This window comes from Vibrio sp. B1REV9, from assembly GCF_905175395.2.
Lineage (GTDB): Bacteria > Pseudomonadota > Gammaproteobacteria > Enterobacterales > Vibrionaceae > Vibrio > Vibrio alfacsensis.
In genome coordinates, this window is record NZ_HG992745.1 from 784,289 (window position 1) to 799,570 (window position 15,282).

General features: G+C 44.7%; 15 protein-coding genes and 1 pseudogene. 14 read left to right on the forward strand and 2 right to left on the reverse strand.

Features of this window, described 5'->3' with window-relative positions; genetic code table 11:
* The first annotated feature begins 49 nt into the window (after nt 1–49).
* The 11 genes and pseudogenes from KHN78_RS09175 (at nt 50) to KHN78_RS09225 (ending at nt 8,961) form a co-directional block, all read left to right on the forward strand.
* Nucleotides 50–766 (forward strand): transcriptional regulator, encoded by a 717-nt coding sequence (locus KHN78_RS09175; RefSeq protein WP_128809995.1) that lies wholly within the window; start codon nt 50–52, stop codon nt 764–766.
* Between the two features lie 2 nt (nt 767–768).
* Entirely contained in the window at nt 769–1,164 is a 396-nt protein-coding gene (tusD, locus tag KHN78_RS09180; RefSeq protein ID WP_211915842.1) for a sulfurtransferase complex subunit TusD, read from the forward strand.
* Nucleotides 1,161–1,517, forward strand: a complete 357-nt coding sequence (gene tusC, locus KHN78_RS09185; protein ID WP_128809997.1) for a sulfurtransferase complex subunit TusC — start codon at nt 1,161–1,163, stop codon at nt 1,515–1,517. The genes tusD and tusC overlap by 4 nt, the downstream gene beginning before the upstream one ends.
* Before the next feature lie 7 nt (nt 1,518–1,524).
* Nucleotides 1,525–1,800 (forward strand): sulfurtransferase complex subunit TusB, encoded by a 276-nt coding sequence (gene tusB / locus KHN78_RS09190; RefSeq protein WP_128809998.1) that lies wholly within the window; start codon nt 1,525–1,527, stop codon nt 1,798–1,800.
* Nucleotides 1,801–1,978: 178 nt separating this feature from the next.
* Nucleotides 1,979–2,352: pseudogene (gene rpsL, locus KHN78_RS09195) on the forward strand (30S ribosomal protein S12).
* Between the two features lie 118 nt (nt 2,353–2,470).
* Entirely contained in the window at nt 2,471–2,941 is a 471-nt protein-coding gene (gene rpsG, locus KHN78_RS09200; RefSeq protein WP_045957025.1) for a 30S ribosomal protein S7, read from the forward strand.
* Nucleotides 2,942–3,080: 139 nt separating this feature from the next.
* Nucleotides 3,081–5,180, forward strand: coding sequence for an elongation factor G (gene fusA / locus KHN78_RS09205; RefSeq protein WP_211915843.1), 2,100 nt, complete (start codon nt 3,081–3,083; stop codon nt 5,178–5,180).
* Between the two features lie 153 nt (nt 5,181–5,333).
* Complete coding sequence (gene tuf, locus KHN78_RS09210) at nt 5,334–6,518, forward strand: elongation factor Tu (RefSeq protein ID WP_211915774.1); 1,185 nt, start codon at nt 5,334–5,336, stop codon at nt 6,516–6,518.
* A 226-nt stretch (nt 6,519–6,744) separates the two neighbouring features.
* Nucleotides 6,745–6,933, forward strand: coding sequence for a (2Fe-2S)-binding protein (locus KHN78_RS09215; protein ID WP_211915844.1), 189 nt, complete (start codon nt 6,745–6,747; stop codon nt 6,931–6,933).
* Between the two features lie 72 nt (nt 6,934–7,005).
* Nucleotides 7,006–7,482, forward strand: coding sequence for a bacterioferritin (gene bfr, locus KHN78_RS09220; RefSeq protein WP_128810001.1), 477 nt, complete (start codon nt 7,006–7,008; stop codon nt 7,480–7,482).
* 201 nt (nt 7,483–7,683) lie between these two features.
* Nucleotides 7,684–8,961 (forward strand): malic enzyme-like NAD(P)-binding protein, encoded by a 1,278-nt coding sequence (locus tag KHN78_RS09225; RefSeq protein WP_211915845.1) that lies wholly within the window; start codon nt 7,684–7,686, stop codon nt 8,959–8,961.
* A 110-nt stretch (nt 8,962–9,071) separates the two neighbouring features.
* Here the strand turns inward: KHN78_RS09225 and metJ are convergent, their stop codons facing one another.
* Nucleotides 9,072–9,392, reverse strand: a complete 321-nt coding sequence (metJ, locus tag KHN78_RS09230; protein WP_128810003.1) for a met regulon transcriptional regulator MetJ — start codon at nt 9,390–9,392, stop codon at nt 9,072–9,074.
* 228 nt (nt 9,393–9,620) lie between these two features.
* On the opposite strand from metJ, the gene KHN78_RS09235 reads away from it, so the two are divergent.
* From KHN78_RS09235 to metF, 3 genes are all read left to right on the forward strand, one after another.
* Complete coding sequence (locus tag KHN78_RS09235) at nt 9,621–10,781, forward strand: O-succinylhomoserine (thiol)-lyase (protein WP_211915846.1); 1,161 nt, start codon at nt 9,621–9,623, stop codon at nt 10,779–10,781.
* Nucleotides 10,782–10,798: 17 nt separating this feature from the next.
* The gene (locus KHN78_RS09240; protein WP_211915847.1) at nt 10,799–13,207 is read left to right on the forward strand and encodes a bifunctional aspartate kinase/homoserine dehydrogenase II; all 2,409 of its coding nucleotides are present in this window, start codon (nt 10,799–10,801) and stop codon (nt 13,205–13,207) included.
* 304 nt (nt 13,208–13,511) lie between these two features.
* On the forward strand, nt 13,512–14,414 hold the full coding sequence (metF, locus tag KHN78_RS09245; RefSeq protein WP_211915848.1) for a methylenetetrahydrofolate reductase: 903 nt from the start codon (nt 13,512–13,514) through the stop codon (nt 14,412–14,414).
* Between the two features lie 81 nt (nt 14,415–14,495).
* Here the strand turns inward: metF and KHN78_RS09250 are convergent, their stop codons facing one another.
* Nucleotides 14,496–15,035: a PadR family transcriptional regulator gene (locus KHN78_RS09250; RefSeq protein ID WP_128810007.1), complete on the reverse strand. Its 540-nt coding sequence runs from the start codon at nt 15,033–15,035 to the stop codon at nt 14,496–14,498.
* Nucleotides 15,036–15,282 lie beyond the last annotated feature (247 nt).

Genomic DNA, 15,282 nt, shown 5'->3' on the forward strand with positions numbered 1-15,282 from the left:
AATTTCTGATAAACTTACACCAATTTGTTGATTTTTCGCTCGAAGACTTATGACAACTACAGAAACAATAAATGCGGAGATGTTGCTCGAAATGGAATCTGTCAACGTGATGCCATTTACAGAGCACGATAAAATCATCTTGAGATCTTATGAAGCAGTCGTAGACGGCATTGCCAGTCTAATCGGCCCATTTTGTGAGATAGTTCTTCACTCTTTAGAAGATCTCAATACCTCTGCAATCAAAATTGCTAACGGTGAGAATACCGGCCGTCAGGTTGGCTCTCCGATTACCGACCTTGCGCTAAGAATGCTGAAAGACATTGAGGGTTCTGAGCGTAACTTCTCACGCTCGTACTTTACTCGTGCGAAAGGCGGTGTACTTATGAAATCTATCACCGTTGCTATTCGTAATGGTGAAAATCGCGTGATTGGGTTGCTATGTATCAACGTCAACCTTGATGCACCTTTCTCTCAAGTTTTGCAGTCATTTATGCCTACGCAAGAAGCCGAAGAAGCCGCTTCATCGGTTAACTTTGCGAGTGATGTAGAGGAGCTCGTTGACCAAACAGTTGAACGCACGATTGAAGAGATCAATGCTGATAAATCAGTATCGAACAATACCAAAAATCGTCAGATTGTGATGGAGCTATACGATAAAGGCATCTTCGATATCAAAGATGCAATTAACCGTGTTGCAGACCGTTTGAATATCTCAAAACATACCGTTTATCTTTATATTCGTCAGCGTAAGACTGAGGACGAATGAGCGTGAGTAAATTAACTTACACGTTGGTCGTTAATGGCCCTGTGTATGGGCGTCAATCCGCACGCAGTGCCTATCAATTCGCACAGGCGGTTATTGAACAAGGGCACACTCTGGTCAGTGTGTTCTTTTATCAAGATGGCGTCACCAATGGTACGGCATTGAGTGTACCAGCAAACGACGAATTTGATCTCACTAAAGCGTGGCAGACATTGGCTCAACAGCATAACATTCGTCTTGAAACTTGTGTGGCAGCAGCGCTTCGTCGAGGCATTATTGGTGAGAGTGAAGCAAACCAACATGGCCTTACTCAAAACAACTTAGCTCATGGTTTTGAACAAGCGGGATTAGGCAGTTTGGCTGAGGCGATGCTTATCCAAGATAGAGTGGTGCAGTTTTGAGTCAGTTAACTTATCTATTTCGTAGTGCCCCCCATGGCAATAGCGCAGGACGAGAAGGGGTTGATGCCCTGCTAGCCGCATCTGCGTACTGTGAGGACATTACGGTATTATTTGTTGGGGATGGTGTTTATCAATTACTGCTAGGTCAAGAACCGAGTGGCATATTGAGTAAAGACTATGCGCCTATGCTTAAGTTGTTTGATTTGTACGATATTGAGCAAGTCTTCGTTTGTTCGGATTCACTTTCAGAGCGAGGTTTGGCTCAAGCCGATTTGGTTATCGCGGCTGAAGCATTAAGTACTGACCAACTCAAAGCTAAATTGCAACAAGCAGGTAAATTGCTGTCATTTTGAGGAAGCCATGTTACACATCATCAAATCCGTAACAGCATTAAACGACGCCACGGCGTTTTACAGCGAACAAGATGCCGTGCTGTTAGTTGAAGATGCCATCTATGCGGCAAATCCTCAACATCAAGCATTCACTTTAGTAAAAGGTCCCCTGGTCTATGTGTTACAAAGTGATGTTGAAGCAAGAGGCATGAGTAATCGAATCAGCCCATCGATTGAGGTTGTGAACTACTCTGGCTTTGTAGAATTAACCGTAAAACAAGCCAAATCCTTAACTTGGGATTGACCCTTTTTTCTTGTCTAATGAGGTTTACGGACGAATTGTCCTAATTGAACAAAAAAGATCCGTATATTTCTTGACACACCTCTCACTGCTGCATAGAATTTTGCGTCCCTAACTGCCAAGAGTTGTTAGGGATAGATTTTTCACAAAGCTTACTTTCAAGTAAATCAGGAGCTAGTTAATGGCAACTATTAACCAGTTGGTACGTAAGCCTCGTGCAAAGCAAGTTGTTAAAAGCAACGTGCCTGCACTAGAAGCGTGCCCACAAAAACGTGGTGTATGTACTCGTGTTTACACTACTACACCTAAAAACCTAACTCAGCACTTCGTAAAGTTTGTCGTGTACGTCTGACAAACGGCTTCGAAGTTACATCGTACATCGGCGGTGAAGGTCACAACCTTCAAGAGCACAGTGTTGTACTAATCCGTGGCGGTCGTGTAAAAGACCTTCCGGGTGTACGTTACCACACTGTTCGCGGTGCACTTGACTGTGCTGGCGTTAACGACCGTAAACAAGGTCGTTCTAAGTACGGTGTGAAGCGTCCTAAGTCTTAATGCCCTTCTTTCTGTAAAGAAGCGTTAAGTAAGGCCAAACACTAAAATTAAATTTTAATTTTTTGAAGAAACTGCAAAGTTTTGGATAACCTGAAGAATAAGACAACGGAGAAATTCCATGCCACGTCGTCGCGTCATTGGTCAGCGTAAGATCCTTCCAGATCCAAAGTTCAAATCTGAACTGCTGGCAAAATTCGTTAACATCCTTATGGTTGACGGTAAAAAATCTACTGCAGAAAAAATCGTTTACACTGCACTAGACACTATGGCTGAGAAATCTGGTAAAGATCACTTAGCTGTATTTGAAGAAGCTCTTGAAAATGTTCGCCCAGCGGTAGAAGTTAAATCTCGCCGTGTAGGTGGTTCAACTTACCAAGTACCAGTAGAAGTACGTCCGGTTCGCCGTAACGCACTTGCTATGCGTTGGTTGGTTGAAGCTGCGCGTAAGCGTGGTGAAAAATCTATGGCTCAACGCCTAGCTGCTGAAATGCTAGACGCGTCTGAGAACAAAGGTACTGCGGTTAAGAAACGTGAAGACGTTCACCGCATGGCTGACGCAAACAAAGCGTTCGCACATTACCGTTGGTAATACCTTTTCAGTGCTGCAAGGTTCCTTGCAGCACTTCTTTAGTTCCTATGCGCATGCTAGGAACTATTGCTATATCTAGGGGATAGCTTTCTCGACATAGCAATAGTCCCTAAGTCTCTAAGTATAAGAGGATTCAACCGTGGCTCGCAAAACTCCTATTGAGCGCTACCGTAATATCGGTATCTGTGCTCACGTTGATGCAGGTAAAACAACTACCACTGAACGTATTCTGTTCTACACTGGTCTTTCTCACAAAATCGGTGAAGTTCACGATGGTGCTGCAACCATGGACTGGATGGAACAAGAGCAAGAACGTGGTATCACAATCACTTCTGCAGCAACAACAACTTTCTGGCGTGGTATGGAAGCTCAATTCCAAGATCACCGCGTAAACATCATTGATACTCCTGGACACGTTGACTTCACAATCGAAGTAGAACGTTCTCTTCGTGTACTCGATGGTGCAGTTGTCGTGTTCTGTGGCTCATCAGGTGTTGAACCTCAGTCTGAAACTGTATGGCGTCAAGCTGACAAATACCATGTTCCACGCATCGTATTTGTAAACAAGATGGACCGTACTGGTGCAGACTTCCTACGTGTTGTAGACCAAATTAAAAACCGTCTTGGTGCGAATCCTGTTCCAATCCAACTTAATGTTGGTGCAGAAGAAGAATTCCAAGGTGTTATTGACCTTATCAAGATGAAAATGATCAACTGGAACGAAGCCGATCAAGGCATGTCTTTCACTTACGAAGACATTCCAGCTGACATGCAAGAACTTGCTGATGAATGGCGCAACAACCTAGTTGAAGCGGCAGCAGAAGCTAGCGAAGAGCTAATGGATAAGTACCTTGAAGAAGGTGAGCTAACAGAGGTTGAAATCAAACAAGCTCTGCGTGCTCGTACACTAAATAACGAAATCGTACTGGCTACTTGTGGTAGTGCGTTTAAGAACAAAGGTGTACAAGCAGTACTAGACGCTGTAATCGAATACTTACCATCACCTGTTGATGTACCTGCAATTAAAGGTATCGACGAAAATGAAAATGAAGTTGAGCGTCATGCTGACGACAACGAACCGTTTTCTGCGCTAGCGTTTAAGATTGCAACTGACCCGTTCGTAGGCACACTGACTTTCATGCGCGTTTACTCTGGTGTTGTAAACACAGGTGACTCTGTTTATAACTCTGTAAAAGAGAAGCGTGAGCGCTTTGGCCGTATTGTACAAATGCATGCTAACAAGCGTGATGAGGTGAAAGAGATCCGTGCGGGTGATATTGCCGCTGCAATCGGTCTGAAAGACGTAACAACAGGTGACACTCTATGTGACCAGAACCACAAAGTGATTCTAGAGCGCATGGAATTCCCTGAACCAGTTATTCAGATCGCAGTAGAACCTCGCTCAAAGGCTGATCAAGATAAGATGGGCGTTGCTCTAGGTAAACTAGCAGCAGAAGATCCATCTTTCCGCGTGGAAACGGACGACGAAACAGGTCAAACACTGATCTCTGGTATGGGTGAACTTCACCTAGATATCATCGTTGACCGTATGAAGCGTGAATTCAGCGTTGATTGTAATGTTGGTAAACCTCAAGTTGCTTACCGTGAAACCATCCGTGGTACTGCGGAAGTAGAAGGCAAGTTCGTTCGCCAATCTGGCGGTCGCGGTCAGTACGGTCACGTATGGATCAAACTGGAGCCTTCTGAACTGGGTGAAGGTTTTGTCTTTGTTGACGAGATCGTGGGTGGTGCGGTTCCTAAAGAGTACATTAGCTCGGTAGCGAAAGGCATCGAAGAGCAAATGAATAGCGGTGTTCTAGCGGGTTACCCAGTTCTAGATATTAAAGCAACGTTGTTCGATGGTTCTTACCACGATGTTGATTCAAGCGAAATGGCATTTAAGATTGCTGGTTCAATGGCCTTTAGAAAAGGTGCTCTTGAAGCAAACCCAGTGATTCTTGAACCAATGATGAAAGTTGAAGTAACCACTCCAGAAGACTGGATGGGTGATGTTGTTGGTGACCTTAACCGTCGCCGCGGCATGATCGAAGGTATGGACGAGGGTGTGGCAGGTCTTAAGATCATCCGTGCTCAAGTACCTCTTTCTGAAATGTTTGGTTACGCAACCGACCTACGTTCAGCAACTCAAGGCCGTGCGTCTTACTCTATGGAGTTCCATGAGTATGCTGAAGTGCCTAAGACATTTGCTGAAGCAATCATGGCTGAACGTGGTTACTAATTTGACGTTTGATCCACAAAAAGTTTAAGACTTTTTGCGTGATCAGGCCGTCCAAATATTGCGCTAACGAGCGTTGGCGCATAAAATAACAATTTCTGGCGCGTTGAGATCAATAATGATCCCAGCGAATCATAACTAGGAAGGAACACGATTGTGTCTAAAGAAAAATTTGAACGCGTAAAACCGCACGTAAACGTTGGTACTATCGGCCACGTTGACCACGGTAAAACAACTCTAACTGCAGCTATCTGTACTACACTTGCAAAAGTATACGGCGGTGCTGCTCGTGACTTCGCATCTATCGATAACGCTCCAGAAGAGCGTGAGCGCGGTATCACAATCTCTACTTCTCACGTAGAGTACGACACTCCAACTCGCCACTACGCACACGTAGACTGTCCAGGACACGCGGATTATGTTAAAAACATGATCACTGGTGCTGCACAGATGGACGGTGGTATCCTAGTTGTTGCTGCAACAGATGGCCCAATGCCACAAACTCGTGAGCACATCCTACTAGGCCGTCAGGTTGGTATCCCTTACATCATCGTATTCATGAACAAATGTGACATGGTTGACGATGAAGAGCTACTAGAACTAGTAGAAATGGAAGTTCGTGAACTTCTATCTGAGTACGATTTCCCAGGTGATGACCTACCAGTTATCCAAGGTTCTGCACTAGGCGCACTAAACGGCGAAGAGCAGTGGGAAGCGAAAATCATTGAACTAGCTGAAGCACTAGATACATACATCCCTGAGCCAGAGCGTGCAGTAGATATGCCATTCCTAATGCCTATCGAAGACGTATTCTCAATCCAAGGTCGTGGTACAGTAGTTACTGGTCGTATCGAGCGCGGTATCCTAAACGTAGGTGACGAAGTTGCTATCGTTGGTATCAAAGACACGACTACAACTACATGTACTGGTGTTGAGATGTTCCGTAAGCTTCTAGACGAAGGTCGTGCTGGTGAGAACGTTGGTGCACTTCTACGTGGTACTAAGCGTGATGACGTTGAACGTGGTCAAGTACTAGCTAAGCCTGGTTCAATCACTCCGCACACTAAGTTCGAGTCAGAAGTATACGTACTTTCTAAAGATGAAGGTGGTCGTCACACTCCATTCTTCAAAGGCTACCGTCCACAGTTCTACTTCCGTACAACTGACGTAACTGGTGACATCTCTCTACCAGAAGGCGTAGAAATGGTAATGCCAGGCGACAACATCCAAATGACTGTTGAGCTAATCGCTCCAATCGCAATGGATGAAGGTCTACGTTTCGCTATCCGTGAAGGTGGCCGTACAGTAGGTGCTGGTGTTGTTGCTAAGATCTTCGCTTAATTCTTAACGAATTAAACGAACTCTTGCACTCTTCTTCTTTTTGAAGAAAGCGCTAGAAAAAGGGAAGCTAAGGCTTCCCTTTTTTGTACCTGCTAAGTCATTGAAAGTTCATTAAATGCTCAAAATTGATATAACAAAACGTTCTGTAACCCCTATTAATACAACTGGTAACAAGAACGATTATTGTTTATATTTCATTCCAAGGTAGAATTTAGGGGTTTTGAATATGTACGTTTGTCTTTGTCATGGTGTCTCTGACAAGAAAATTAGGAAGTTGGCGATAGATGAGGGCATAACGGACATTCGAGGAATTAAAAGATGCACTGCTTTAGGAAGTCAATGCGGTAAGTGCATTAAACAAGCGAAAGAAATTTTAGCAGAAACAGAATATCTAGTGCTGAAACAAGTTAGCTAATGACACGCTTCATTTTTGACACCTTCTCATTTGCTTCTACAGTTATATGAAGCCAAAGAGGAGGGCTTTGTCATGAAAGGCGATCCAATCATAATTCAACATCTCAATAAAGTGCTCGGTAATGAGCTCATCGCAATAAACCAATACTTTCTTCACGCTCGCATGTATAAAGATTGGGGATTGAAACACCTTGCTGAAAAGGAATACCACGAGTCTATTGATGAAATGAAGCATGCCGATCATTTAATTGAACGCATTCTATTTCTAGAGGGGCTTCCTAACCTTCAAGACCTTGGCAAACTGATGATAGGCGAAGACACGCCAGAGATGCTTGAGTGTGACTTGAAGTTAGAAATGGCTGCTATCCCTGATTTAAAAGATGCGATCGCTTATGCGGAAGATATTCGTGATTATGTTTCTCGAGATTTGTTCCAAGATATTCTGGAAGATGAAGAAGAGCATGTTGATTGGTTAGAAACTCAGCTTGGCCTTATCGAGATGTCTGGCATCGAAAATTACCTCCAAGCACAGTATGTTGATGAAGAGTAGTCGCGCTTTACTTTTGATTCATTAAATCACCAAATGACACCTGTTTTATTAATCAGGTGTCACTTCCAGGTATCTGGTCTTATCTCTACTAGTTTGCTCTTTTTTAAAGATATAGCTCGCAATCTTGCCTATGAAGATTGATTTCTATACATTAATATTTACTCCCCCTTACCGAAACCATAACAAAAGAGAAACAGATACATGTCTGAAGAGCATCGCCAAGAACTCACCCCAGAAGAAGAACGTCGCCAACAAGCATTGGATTACCATGCCTACCCAACGCCAGGAAAAATTGCTGTAGAGCTGACTAAACCAGCGGAAACGGCTAACGACCTTGCGCTTGCATACAGCCCTGGTGTTGCGGAACCTGTACGTGAAATCGCGCAAAATGCCGACAATGTGTACAAGTACACGGCGAAAGGTAACATGGTTGCGGTTATTTCCAACGGTACGGCGATTCTTGGATTGGGTAATCTTGGTCCGTTAGCTTCTAAACCAGTAATGGAGGGTAAAGCGCTGCTGTTTAAACGTTTTGCTGGTCTAGACTCAATTGATATCGAAGTAAAGCACCGTACGATCGACGAATTTGTCGACACAGTAGCAAACATTGCTGACACTTTCGGTGGTATTAATCTTGAAGATATCAAGGCACCAGATTGTTTTGAGATTGAAAAGCGTCTTATTGAACGTTGTGACGTACCGGTATTCCACGATGACCAACACGGTACGGCGATTGTTACCGCTGCGGGTATGTTAAATGCTATTGAACTACAGGGAAAAAAGCTAGAAGAAGCAACAATTGTGTGTCTTGGTGCCGGTGCAGCAGCTGTGGCATGCATGGAGCTATTGATCAAATGTGGTGCCATGCGTGAAAAGATCTACATGTTGGATCGCAAAGGGGTGATCCATACGCGTCGTGATGATTTGAATGAATACAAACAGCTGTTTGCGAACAACACCGATAAACGCACGCTTGAAGATGTTATTGATGGGGCGGATCTATTTTTAGGGGTATCGGGTCCAAACTTACTGCCAGCAGAAGCGTTGAAACTGATGGCCGATAAGCCAGTCGTATTCGCTTGTTCGAATCCTGATCCTGAAATCAAACCAGAGATCGCTCATGAAGTGCGTGATGATTTGATCATGGGGACTGGCCGTAGCGATTACCCGAACCAAGTAAACAACGTACTGTGTTTCCCATTCATCTTCCGAGGTGCTTTGGATGTGCGTGCGAGTGAGATTAACGATGAAATGAAGCTAGCGGCGGTGGATGCAATTCGAGAGTTGGCGAAAGAGCCAGTGCCTGAAGCGGTATTAAAAGCCGCAGGTGTTGATAAGCTCGAATTTGGCAACGACTACATCATTCCAAAACCAATGGATCCACGTCTATTGCCACGAGTGGCGAAAGCGGTTGCTAAAGCGGCAGTCAATTCAGGTGTTGCTCGTATTGAAATGCCAGAAAACTACATGGCTGAATAAATTGCAGAGTGATGCTCTAGATAAAAAAAGGGACGCGTTGGCGTCCCTTTTTGGTTTTGTTGAAGCAACCCCCCGGCGTTACTTCCAAACGATGACGAATTTGTAAGCAATTATTCTTCGTCAAACGCTTCGAATTCAATGCCCATTGCGGTCATCAGCGCTTTTGCTTCAGCCGGAATATCATCAGGTCGGTCTTTACGAAGGTCTTCATCCGTTGGCAGTGGTTGACCTGTGTAAGCATGTAGAAATGCTTCACACAGAAGTTCACTGTTAGTTGCATGGCGTAAGTTATTGATCTGGCGGCGAGTTCGCTCATCAGTCAGTACTTTTAAAACTTTTAGCGGGATAGAGACGGTAATCTTTTTTACTTGTTCGCTTTTTTTACCGTGCTCAGCATATGGGCTAATGTATTCGCCATTCCAGTCAGCCATTGCGCACCTTCATTAATGTAATAAGTTGGAAAATTAAATGTAGGTGCGATTTTAGCTGCATTTACCGCCATAAGCAAAGACATATAGACGTCTAGAAGTGTTGACGTCTTGTTTTTAGGCAAGTAAAGTGACGTTAATAGTTAGGGAAGAGTGTTAATCAATTGAGTAATATGAGTTAGATATAGCGCATTCCCGTTTAGATGTCACCACCCGTGAAAGGATACACTCATGAGCACCCGTAAGCCTGCGACCATTGCTGTACGCACAGGTATCGAATCAGACAGTCAATATCACGCTGTAGTACCACCAATTTACCTTTCAACTAACTATGGCTTCCCGGCATTTGGTGAAGTCCCTCAATACGATTATACCCGTTCAGGTAACCCAAACCGAGGATTGTTGGAGCAGGCGTTATATGAGCTTGAATCAGGTAAAGGTGCAGTGGTGACCAACTGTGGAACATCGGCATTAAACCTTTGGGTTTCGGCGTTTCTTGGGCCAGATGATCTCATTGTTGCACCACACGATTGCTACGGCGGCACCTACCGTTTATTCAACACCCGAGCAAATAAAGGCGACTTTAAGGTTCAGTTTGTTGATCAATCCGATCAGCAAGCGCTGGATGCTGCGATTGCGAAAAAGCCAAAGCTCATCCTGCTAGAAACGCCATCAAACCCTCTAGTTCGCGTTGTTGATATCGCGGCAGTGTGTGAGAAAGCGAAACAAGTTGGTGCGTTAGTGGCCGTAGACAATACCTTTTTGACTCCCGTATATCAAAAGCCTTTAGAGCTAGGTGCAGATTTTGTTATCCACTCAACGACGAAATACATTAATGGTCACTCTGATGTGATTGGCGGTGTGGTGATCACTAAGAGCGAAGAGCACGCTGAAGAGTTGGCATGGTGGGGTAACTGTATTGGTGCAACGGGTACACCATTTGATAGTTACATGACACTGCGAGGCATTCGTACGCTGGGTGCACGAATGCGTGTTCACGAAGAAAGTTCTCAGCAAGTGTTAGCGTATCTTCAAACGCAATCCTTAGTCGCCAAGATCTATCACCCAAGTTTGCCTGAACACCCTGGTCATGATATCGCGAAGAAACAACAATCAGGTTTCGGCTCGATGCTCAGCTTTGAGTTTGCAGGGTCATTTGAACAATTAAAAGTGTTCGTTAAAGAGCTTGACCTGTTCTCCCTTGCTGAGTCGTTAGGTGGTGTAGAAAGCTTGATTTGTCACCCAGTTTCAATGACGCATCGTGCGATGGGTGACGTTGCGTTGGCAGAGGCTGGAGTATCTCAACAATTATTGCGTTTATCTGTTGGTCTGGAAGATGCGCAAGATCTGATTTCTGATCTTGAACAAGCATTTACGAAAGCAGCACTGTAACGGGGAGTATAACGATCATGAGTGTACAACGTCAGCTGCATAAATTTGGTGGCAGCAGCTTAGCGAACTCCGAGTGTTACCAACGTGTGGCCAGTATTCTTAAAGAATATTCAGCAGAAAACGATCTCGTTGTGGTGTCTGCTGCGGGAAAAACGACGAATCGATTAATTGAGTTTTTGGATGGCTTAGAAAAAGATGGCCGCCTTGCTCATGAAGCTTTGCACAGCTTACGACAGTTTCAAATAGAATTGGTTGAGACCCTTCTGGCGGGGGATGTTAAGAGCGAATTGCTCGCCTTGTTACAGGATGAATTCACTACGCTGGCGGAATTGGTTGCCCCGTTAACAGAGCCGCAAAAGGCAGCAGTGTTAGGTCATGGTGAAGTGTGGTCTTCTCGCTTGCTGGCTGCATTGTTGTCGCAGCAGGATTTAGCCGCTATCGCACAAGATGCTCGGCTGTTTTTACGCGCAGAATCTGGGATACAGCCAGAGGTTGATCGCGCGCGTTCTTACCCGTTAATTAAAGAAATACTAGCGCAACATAATCATAAACGATTGATTATTACAGGCTTTATGGCTCAAAACTGTGCGGGAGAAACGGTATTACTTGGCCGTAATGGCTCAGATTACTCTGCAACAATCATCGGCGCGCTAGCTGGAGTGAGCACGGTCACTATCTGGAGTGATGTTGCTGGCGTTTATAGTGCGGATCCTCGACTAGTATCGGATGCTTGTTTATTGCCATTGCTACGTTTGGATGAAGCCAGTGAGCTTGCGCGTTTGGCTGCGCCAGTGCTTCATAGCAGAACACTTCAGCCCGTGGCTCAGAGTGCGATGGATTTGAACCTCAAATGTAGCTATCAGCCAGAATCGGGATCAACTCGTATTGAACGCGTATTAGCTTCGGGTCGTGGTGCTAAAATCATTACTTCTTTAGATGACGTACTTTTAGTTCAACTGTCGTTCTTTCATGGACATGATTTTTCACGTGCTCAAAAAGGTGTATTGCAGGCGTTAAAACGAGCGCAGTTAGAGCCTCTCGCATTTGAAGTGCAAGATGATAAGCAAGTTCTGCGTTTGGCTTATACCGCTGAAATCGCAGCTGGTGCGCTAGAGTATTTACAGGATCTGGCGGTTGAAGCGGAAATCAAATTAAAAGAGGGCTATTCGCTTCTTGCTGCAGTTGGTGCAGGTGTGACAAAAAATGCCCATCACTGCTTTGGTTTTTTCCAACAGTTAAAGCACTCTCCGGTGGAGTTTTTCTCTGAAACGGAGTCGGGCTTGAGCTTAGTGGCGATCTTGCGCCGAGCAGATGTGGAGAGCATAGTACCAAGCATTCATAATCAGTTGTTCCAAGCCCAAAAGCGTGTTGCTGTTGCGCTTTGCGGAAAAGGAAACATTGGCTCTAGTTGGTTATCGCTTTTTGCTGCTCAAAAAAATGAATTGGAAAAACGGCACGGAATGAATTTCGAATTGGTCGCGGTGGTTGATAGTCAGGCCTATTGGTTTGATGACCAAGGGATTGATGTAGAGAGAGTGTTGTCTCATTTTGATGAGGAAAGCATTGGAAATGACGGCCGTTGGTTAACGGAATTGGGAGCCTTACAGAATTATGATGAAGCCGTTGTGCTCGATGTGACAGCAAGTAAAGAGCTTGCAGAGCGTTATGTGCAAATTGCTCAGCAAGGCATCCATCTTATCTCTGCTAATAAGGTTGCGGGTTCTGCGAGCAGTGAATACTACCATCAAGTTCAAGATGCCTTTGCTAAGATTGGACGTCACTGGTTTTATAACGCAACGGTTGGAGCCGGATTACCAATCAATCATACCGTGCGTGATTTACGTGAAAGTGGGGATGAAATTGTCGCAGTATCGGGTATTTTTTCTGGCACCTTGTCATGGTTGTTCCAACAGTTTGATGGTTCAGTACCTTTTAGCGAGTTAGTCGACTTAGCATGGCAGCAAGGTCTTACAGAGCCAGACCCTCGTTCTGATTTAGATGGCTCGGATGTGATGCGCAAGCTAGTCATCTTAGCGCGAGAGTCAGGTCTGGACATTGAACCTGAAAGCGTCAAGGTTGAGTCACTGGTCCCAGAATCGCTACGTGAATTGAGCTTAGATACTTTTTTTGACCAAGGGGACGTGCTGAGTGAGATTCTCCAAGAGCGCCTGAATAAGGCGCAGAAGAATGACCAAGTACTTCGTTATGTTGCTCGTTTAGAGCGCAATGGAAAAGCGACGGTCGGTGTAGAAGCGCTGTCTCGTGAACATGCGTTGGCGAATCTGCTGCCCTGTGACAATATCTTCGCGATTGAAAGTAAATGGTATAAAGACAACCCGTTGGTGATCCGAGGCCCTGGAGCAGGACGAGATGTCACTGCGGGTGCGATTCAATCCGATCTCAACCGCTTAGCTGGGCTTTTCTAGCTGTATTGTTTAACGGTTCAGTGCTAAACATAGTGTTTTGAATAGACAGCGGTAAGCGGTGATGAAAACCTCGGTTCGATGCCGAGGTTTTTTATTGCTAGGTGTGCATGATATGAATGTAAAAAGAAAGCTCAGAAAGCAGTTGAATTGGAACTTGAGCTGCTCTCATTGTTAACTTGAGAAAAATTCATAGTCATGAGGTTGACATTAAATCGTATTCAATACATCCTGGAGACATATAGACGTCTAAACGTCGATTTAAGGAATTTTGATTTCGTGGTGGAGTTACCACAGGGAGAGTAAGATGGGATACACGCATGCAGGCCATATTGACGCCTTAAACCAAAATATCGCTGAACTATCAGACAATATCAACGTCTCATTTGAGTTTTTTCCACCAAGTAGCGAAAAGATGGAGGAGACACTATGGAGCTCAGTACACCGTCTAAAAACGCTCAACCCTAAGTTCGTTTCAGTCACCTACGGTGCAAACTCTGGTGAACGAGATAGAACGCACTCCATCATCAAAGAAATCAAAGCAGAAACCGGCTTAGTTGCTGCGCCACACTTAACTTGCATCGATGCAACTCGTGACGAACTGATCAACATTGCAGATGATTACTGGAATAACGGGATTAAAAATATCGTTGCTCTGCGTGGTGATATCCCACCAGGTGGCGGCGCACCAGATATGTACGCATCGGACTTAGTAGAACTGCTTAAAGCGCGCCATGATTTTGATATCTCTGTGGCGGCGTTCCCAGAAGTACATCCAGAAGCGAAGAGTGCGCAATCAGATTTGCTTAACCTAAAGCGTAAAGTAGATGCTGGAGCCAATCGTGCGATCACTCAGTTTTTCTTTGATGTCGAGTCTTACCTGCGTTTCCGCGACCGCTGTGTGGCGGCTGGTATCGATGTGGAAATCGTCCCAGGTATTTTGCCAGTATCGAATTTTAAACAAGCATCACGCTTTGCCGCACAGAACAACGTGAAAGTACCAGGCTGGATGAGTAAGCAATTCGAGGGATTGGATGATGATCCGGTGACACGTCAGTTGGTTGGTGCTAGTCAGGCGATTGATATGGTGCGTGTACTCAGTCGTGAGGGTGTGAAAGACTTCCACTTCTATACTCTTAACCGCGCAGAGATGACTTATGCACTTTGCCATACGTTAGGTGTGCGCCCACAAGTGGCGTCAGGTGCGTAATTTCCATTCCCCAAGATAAACAAAAGAAAAGGCTTACCCATCGGTAAGCCTTTTTCGTTTCAATTTAAGTAATGGTGTAAATTAACCAATCACTTCAAGTTCAGTTAAAACTTCTTCAGCCCAATTGATCCATGCTTCACGCAGCATCAGGTTACGACGAAGAGTCAGGCGCTCTAGGCGAGCTTGTTTATCGAGTGTTGATGGGGTTGCGTAGTAAGCGGCTTCGATTTCTTTGTAGTGAGAAACCAATTTGCGCGATTCATCAACGAGTTCAGATAGTTGGTCGCGGAAAGGTGCTGCTGGTTGTACTGCGCAAGCAATAAGTTTTGCTGAAAATTCATCACGAACGGTTGGATGTGCCGTTGGTTGATCGAACCACTCACCTAATGCACTACGCCCAGCGTCGGTAATTGAATATACCTTACGATCAGGTTTACCTTCTTGAGGTTCTAGTACGCAAGTAACCAGCGCTTTTTCCGCCATTTTATTAAGTTCACGATAAACTTGTTGGTGGCTTGCTTTCCAGAAGTAACCGATGCTAGCTGAGAATTCTTTAGTGATGTCGTAACCGGTTGCGTCGCGAGTGCTAAGTACGGTTAAGATTACGTGTGGTAATGACATGTCTTCAATCCAAATGGTCAATAAACTTGTAAACAAACTACGTATACTTGAGTGCTCTTTTTGGCACTTAATCATTGATATGTATAGGTAGCACCGAACAATGTTAGTAATAAAACAATGTTGGTAATGTCACCTTGAAAGCCGTTTATCACCTAGAATGATGGTTGAGCCATCATCATGCTGGAGCTTATTGGGTTGGAATTATCTGCTCTCAGCGAAAGAGTAGTATATAAATAATAAGCATAAA

Excerpts from the sequence above, each read along its gene's own strand:
- KHN78_RS09175 (WP_128809995.1), top strand. The coding sequence starts at position 50 with ATGACAACTACAGAAACAATAAATGCGGAGATGTTGCTCGAAATGGAA.
- tusB (WP_128809998.1), top strand. The coding sequence starts at position 1,525 with ATGTTACACATCATCAAATCCGTAACAGCATTAAACGACGCCACGGCG.
- rpsG (WP_045957025.1), top strand. The coding sequence starts at position 2,471 with ATGCCACGTCGTCGCGTCATTGGTCAGCGTAAGATCCTTCCAGATCCA.
- KHN78_RS09215 (WP_211915844.1), top strand. The coding sequence starts at position 6,745 with ATGTACGTTTGTCTTTGTCATGGTGTCTCTGACAAGAAAATTAGGAAG.
- bfr (WP_128810001.1), top strand. The coding sequence starts at position 7,006 with ATGAAAGGCGATCCAATCATAATTCAACATCTCAATAAAGTGCTCGGT.
- KHN78_RS09225 (WP_211915845.1), top strand. The coding sequence starts at position 7,684 with ATGTCTGAAGAGCATCGCCAAGAACTCACCCCAGAAGAAGAACGTCGC.
- metJ (WP_128810003.1), bottom strand. The coding sequence starts at position 9,392 with ATGGCTGACTGGAATGGCGAATACATTAGCCCATATGCTGAGCACGGT.
- KHN78_RS09235 (WP_211915846.1), top strand. The coding sequence starts at position 9,621 with ATGAGCACCCGTAAGCCTGCGACCATTGCTGTACGCACAGGTATCGAA.
- KHN78_RS09240 (WP_211915847.1), top strand. The coding sequence starts at position 10,799 with ATGAGTGTACAACGTCAGCTGCATAAATTTGGTGGCAGCAGCTTAGCG.
- metF (WP_211915848.1), top strand. The coding sequence starts at position 13,512 with ATGGGATACACGCATGCAGGCCATATTGACGCCTTAAACCAAAATATC.
- KHN78_RS09250 (WP_128810007.1), bottom strand. The coding sequence starts at position 15,035 with ATGTCATTACCACACGTAATCTTAACCGTACTTAGCACTCGCGACGCA.